This window comes from Clostridium sp. DSM 8431 (assembly GCF_900116755.1).
In the GTDB taxonomy this organism is placed as follows: Bacteria; Bacillota; Clostridia; order Clostridiales; family Clostridiaceae; genus Clostridium.
Genome location: NZ_FPBY01000198.1, coordinates 1 through 5,787, shown reverse-complemented (window position 1 = coordinate 5,787; position 5,787 = coordinate 1). Strand labels below are relative to the sequence as shown.

The 5,787-nt window shown below is 31.1% G+C and carries 5 protein-coding genes and 3 pseudogenes; 6 read left to right on the top strand and 2 right to left on the bottom strand.

The annotated features are described in order from the left end of the window. Nucleotides 1-202, bottom strand: a pseudogene (locus BM384_RS14995) (IS701 family transposase); the annotation flags it as partial. Nucleotides 203-328: 126 nt separating this feature from the next. On the opposite strand from BM384_RS14995, the pseudogene BM384_RS14990 reads away from it, so the two are divergent. From BM384_RS14990 to fsa, 6 genes and pseudogenes are all read left to right on the top strand, one after another. Further along, nucleotides 329-778: pseudogene (locus BM384_RS14990) on the top strand (ribose ABC transporter permease); the annotation flags it as partial. Between the two features lie 33 nt (nt 779-811). Next, entirely contained in the window at nt 812-1,729 is a 918-nt protein-coding gene (gene rbsB, locus BM384_RS14985; RefSeq protein ID WP_090014785.1) for a ribose ABC transporter substrate-binding protein RbsB, read from the top strand. 145 nt (nt 1,730-1,874) lie between these two features. Beyond that, the gene (locus tag BM384_RS14980) at nt 1,875-2,876 is read left to right on the top strand and encodes a LacI family DNA-binding transcriptional regulator (RefSeq protein ID WP_090014783.1); all 1,002 of its coding nucleotides are present in this window, start codon (nt 1,875-1,877) and stop codon (nt 2,874-2,876) included. A 101-nt stretch (nt 2,877-2,977) separates the two neighbouring features. Then, nucleotides 2,978-3,794 (top strand): annotated as a pseudogene (locus BM384_RS14975) (transketolase). Nucleotides 3,795-3,812: 18 nt separating this feature from the next. Then, nucleotides 3,813-4,736: a transketolase family protein gene (locus tag BM384_RS14970; RefSeq protein ID WP_090014781.1), complete on the top strand. Its 924-nt coding sequence runs from the start codon at nt 3,813-3,815 to the stop codon at nt 4,734-4,736. A 20-nt stretch (nt 4,737-4,756) separates the two neighbouring features. After that, nucleotides 4,757-5,401, top strand: coding sequence for a fructose-6-phosphate aldolase (gene fsa / locus BM384_RS14965; protein ID WP_090014779.1), 645 nt, complete (start codon nt 4,757-4,759; stop codon nt 5,399-5,401). Between the two features lie 145 nt (nt 5,402-5,546). Here the strand turns inward: fsa and BM384_RS14960 are convergent. Beyond that, nucleotides 5,547-5,787 (bottom strand): IS3 family transposase (locus BM384_RS14960; protein WP_139232144.1); only part of this gene is annotated, 241 nt, incomplete at its 5' end.

Sequence of the window (5,787 nt, the reverse complement as noted above, 5' to 3'; positions counted from 1 at the left end):
ATCTAGTTATACTAGTTCGATGTCTTGCGGGTGCAAGCTCCGCTATGTCGGAAATCTTACCATTAAAGCCTTTAGATATCATAGCATTCATGATATTTTCTAAATGCTTTAACTGAGGATTTGTTAAGTAAAAATCAAAATTTAATTGATTAAAAAATTTGTATATTGATGGTTCGTTTGATATAATTGTGTTCTGAAACATTTATGTATCTCCTTGTTGAATTTTGTGTAGGAACTTAATTATAACAGAGATTTATCATAAATGTTTTTTTATTTTATTCAGTTGTAAAATTATTCAAGCATTTTTGCACTATTATAGTTACTTGGTATTCCAGTTCCTGTTATCCTTACTGTAATCGTATTCGTTGTTGCTGCTTATGCACTAACTCAAACAAGATTTGGAAGATATCTATATGCTTTAGGTGGAAACGAAGATTCTGCAAGACTTTCAGGTATAAATACTGAAAAGATTAAAACTATGGCTTATGTTATTTCAGGATTAGCATCATCAATTGCTGCTATAATTGCTACAAGCAGAATAGGATCAGCTTCACCAACAGCAGGTAATGGCTTTGAACTTGATGCAATAGCTGCAGTAGTTATTGGGGGAACTTCTTTAGCAGGTGGAGAAGGTAAAATTTCAGGTACAATAATTGGTGTTTTAAATAACGGATTAAACTTAATGAATGTATCACCATTCTATCAATCAATAGTTAAAGGCTTAGTAATCTTAATAGCTGTATTATTAGATAAGAAAAATAAAAAAGCTGCTAGATAATATGAATTTAACATTAAGATAGGAGGAGTTCTTATGAGAAAAATTAAGAAGATATTGGCTGGCTTAGTAGCATCCATGATGACTTTCACGTTGTTAACTGGATGTGGTAATGCAGCAAAGTCAGGTGATTCAAGTGAAAAGAAAATCGGTATAGTATTATCTACATTAAATAATCCCTTCTTTGTGAAAATGAAAGATGGAGCTTTAGCAGAAGCAGAAAAAACAGGATATGATTTAGTAGTTTTGGATTCACAAAATGATCCATCAAAGGAAAGATGTAATGTTGAAGATTTAGTTCAGATGGGAGTTTCAGCAATACTTTTAAACCCAACTGATAGTGATGCAGTAATTGGAGCTGTAGAAGTAGCAAATGAAAATAATATTCCAGTAATAACTCTAGACAGACAATCTAATGGTGGAGAAATTACAAGCCATATAGCTTCAGATAACGTAGCAGGTGGAGAAATGGCTGCAGAATATATATTAGATCTTTTTGGACAAGATGCAAATATAAATGTTGTTGAATTACAGGGAACACCAGGCGCATCAGCAACTAGGGATAGAGGACAAGGGTTCCATAATATTTTAGATGGAAAGCCTAATGTAAATATTGTTTCAAGTCAGCCAGCAGATTTTGATAGACAAAAAGGACTACAAGTTATGGAAAATATAATTCAAGGAAATAAGGATATTCAAGTTGTATTTGCACATAATGATGAGATGGCTTTAGGAGCTACAAAAGCTATAGCAGCAAGTAATTTAGATACAGTAGTTATTGGTTTTGATGGAATAGAAGATGGACTTGAAGCTGTAGATAAAGGAGAAATGAAGGCTACAGTTGCTCAGCAGGCAGATTTAATTGGAGCATTAGGAGTGCAATTAGCAGAAAAGTTAGATCAAGGAGAAACAATTGATAAACAATATGTTGCAGATTTACAGATGGTAGATTAGTAGCTAAATCCTTATCTACAATAATTAAAAATTGGTGTAAAATAAAGTGGAGTAAAGTAGGATTATGCATGTAAATATTCATAATATACTATCTCCACTAACTAAGCTATATAAAGCTTAGGGTGTAACTTTAGAGGTGCAAATAATGAGTAGAGTAACACTAGCAGATGTAGCAAATGAAGTAAATGTTTCAAAAACTACAGTATCAATGGTTTTAAATAATAAAAATATTAATGTATCAGAAGAAACTAGAAATAGAATATTTGAAGCTGCAGAAAAGCTTAACTATATACCAAATTCTTTAGCAAGAAGTTTAAGTACTAAAAAAACTTATACAATAGGATTTATAATTCCTAATATAGAAAACCCATTTTTCTCAGAAATGGCTAAAGCTATTGAAACAGAGGCTGAAAAGTATTCTTATAGCATGATATTATGTAATACTTTTAATGATAAAGAAAGAGAAGAACAATATGTAAAACTTCTTGTAAGTAAGCTTATAGATGGTGTAATTATAGTATCAACAGGTGAAAATAATAAATCTATTGAAATTTTAAAGAGTAATAATATTCCTTTTGTTATATTAGATAGACATGTTGATGGAGCTTGTGATGCAAATGGAGTTTTTTGTGATGATAGGGAAGGTATAGAATGTGGAATTAAATATCTTCTAAATAGAGGCATGAGAAAAATAGCTTTTATAGGAGGAAATAACTATAGTGCTAAATATGCCTCAAGATTAGAATGTTTTTGTGAAAGTGCAAAAAAATTAAATGTATTTAATAAAGAACTTGTATTAAGTAGTGATATTTCACTAGAGGGTGGGATAAAGGCTACAACAGAATTAATAAATAAGAATGAAGAGATAGATGCAATATTTTATGGAAGTGATGTAATGGCTATAGGAGGAATGAAATGTCTTATAAGAAAAGGTTATTCTATTCCTAAAGACATAAGTATATTAGGATATGATAATATAGACATTTGTTCATTTGTAGAGCCAGAACTTACAACAGTAGCACAACCTAAATATAAAATGGGGCAGGAAGCTTGTAGAATTCTTATTGATGAAATTAATGAAAAAGATATGGTGAAAAAAGAAATGAATTTAAGACCATATTTGGTTGAAAGAAAAACAGTAAAATAGAATATTAGATCTTGTTATTAATGCATACATTTGTGCTTAATAACAAGACATAATATAAATTCTAATAATTTAGTAAGTTATAAGAATAGGATGGTGTACAAATGAAGAAAGACAATTTAAATTCAATATGTAAACAAGTTAAAAAAAGACATTGTTGAAATGGTTTACGAAGCTAAATCTGGTCACCCAGGTGGATCATTATCATGTTCAGAGATATTAACATATTTATATAATAAAAAAATGAATGTAAGCGAAAAGGATCCTAAGAATGAAGATAGAGATAGATTTGTTCTAAGTAAAGGTCATGCAGCACCTGCTTTATATGCTGTTTTAGCAGAGAAAGGATTCTTCCTAAAAGAAGAAATGCATAGTTTAAGAAAGATAGGAGCTCTTCTTCAAGGACATCCTGATTCTAAACATATAAATGGAGTTGATGTATCTACTGGTTCCCTTGGACAAGGTATATCAAATGCTGTTGGTATGGCATTAGGATTAAGACTGCTTGGAAAATCATCAAAAGTATATACAGTTCTAGGTGATGGAGAAGTTCAAGAAGGTTTAGTTTGGGAAGCTGCTATGGCTGCAGCGCATTATAAATTAAACAATTTAACTGCAATAATTGATAATAATGGCTTACAAATTGATGGTAAAAATGAAGATGTTATGAACATACAACCATTAGATGAAAAGTTTAAAAGCTTTGGATGGAATGTTGTAGTTTGTGAAGATGGTAATGATTTTGATGAAATAGATAAAGCCTTTAAAGAAACTGAAAAATGCACAGATAAACCAAATGTAATTATAGCTAAAACTGTTAAAGGAAAAGGTGTAAGCTTTATGGAAAATGAGGCTTCATGGCATGGCAAGGCACCTAGTGAAGAAGAAAAAAATAAAGCTATAGAAGAAATTCTTGCATAGGTAAAGGAGACATTTAAAATGGGAAAAGCAACAAGAGAATCATACGGAATGGCATTAGTTGAACTAGGACATGAAAATAAAAATGTAGTAGTTTTAGATGCAGATCTTTCAAAATCAACTAAGACTGAAGGTTTTAAAAAAGAATTTAAAGACAGATTTTATAATGCTGGTATAACAGAACAAAATTTAATGGGAATGGCAGCAGGTATGGCTAATGTTGGACTTATATCATTTGCAAGCACTTTTGCTGTTTTTGCTACAGGAAGAGCATTTGAGGTAATAAGAAATTCTATTTGCTATCCAAAGGTTAATGTTAAAATAGTTGCAACTCACGCAGGAATTACAGTTGGAGAAGATGGAGGAACTCATGAATCTGTTGAAGATATAGCACTTATGTGTTCCCTTCCAAATATGACAGTAATAGTTCCAGCAGACCACAGAGAAGCTATGGCAGCAACTAAGGCAGCTGCAGAAATGAATGGACCTGTTTACTTAAGATTTGGAAGATGTGCAACTGAAGATATATATGATGAAAATTATAAATTTGAAATAGGAAAAGGTACTGAATTAGTTGAAGGCAATGACGTAGCCATAATTGCAACTGGTATGATGGTTCAAAAAGCTATTGAAGCTTCAAAAATCCTTGAAAAAGAAGGCATTAAGGCTAGAGTTATAAATATGTCAACAATTAAGCCAATAGATAGAGAAATAATTATAAAGGCAGCTAAAGAAACTAGGGGAATAGTTACAGCAGAAGAACATTCTATAATTGGTGGACTTGGAGCAAATGTTTCTGCAGTTGTAGCTGATGAATATACATGTAAAGTTAAGATGGTAGGAATAAATGATTGCTTTGGTGAATCAGGAACTCCTGATGAATTAATGAAGAAGTATAAGCTTACTTCAGAAGAAATAGTTAATAAGGTTAAAGAAATCTTTTAAGCAAAGTGAAGGATATAGGTATGAAAATTTTTATAGATACAGCAAACATTGAAGATATAAAGAAGGCAAATGATTTAGGAGTAATATGTGGAGTTACTACAAACCCATCATTAATTGCTAAAGAAGGTAGAGACTTTAAGGAAGTTATAAAAGAAATTACATCAATTGTTGATGGACCTATAAGTGGAGAAGTTATTTCTATGGAATGTGAAGGAATGCTTAAAGAAGCTAGAGAAATAGCTAAGATTCATAAGAATATGGTTGTTAAGATTCCAATGAGCGAAGAAGGTTTAAAGGCTGTTAATATTCTTAGCAAAGAAGGTATAAAGACAAACGTTACATTAATATTTTCAGCAGGGCAAGCATTACTTGCAGCAAGAGCAGGAGCTACATATGTAAGTCCATTCTTAGGAAGACTTGATGATATAGGTAGTGAAGGAATAAACTTAATTAAGGATATTGCAGAGATATTTACTGTTCATAATATTAAAACTGAAATAATTTCAGCAAGTATTAGAAATCCTATTCATGTAATAAGCTGTGCAAAAGCTGGAGCTAATATTGCTACTATTCCTTATAAAGTAATAGCTCAAATGATTAATCATCCTTTAACAACATCAGGAATTGAAAAATTCTTAAAGGATTATGAAGGAATGAATAAATAGCAATAATTAAAATTATAAATCAAAAGTTAAAGGACCTCTTTGGATAAAAAGCTAAAGATAAAAAGGGTGTATTTGATGAAAATTTTGAACAGACCCCTGTCAAGTAGACAGGCAAAATAAATAAAATTTTTGAGAAAATGCGATCTTAATTAGGGTCGCATTTTCTATTCGATTTTTCTCTTTTTTCTAATAGCATAGCCTTGTATGCTAAAATACGTTTATTTTCAGGTATAGGATATTGCGCAGGGGGTATTGAAACCATTGCAGCCTGTCTCACTTCAGTAGGAGTAAGATTATTGAAGCGTTCTTGATACCTGCTGTTATTGTAGAAAAATATGTAATCCTTTATTGCTTCACGTAATTCATCTTCACTTTTAAAATTAGTA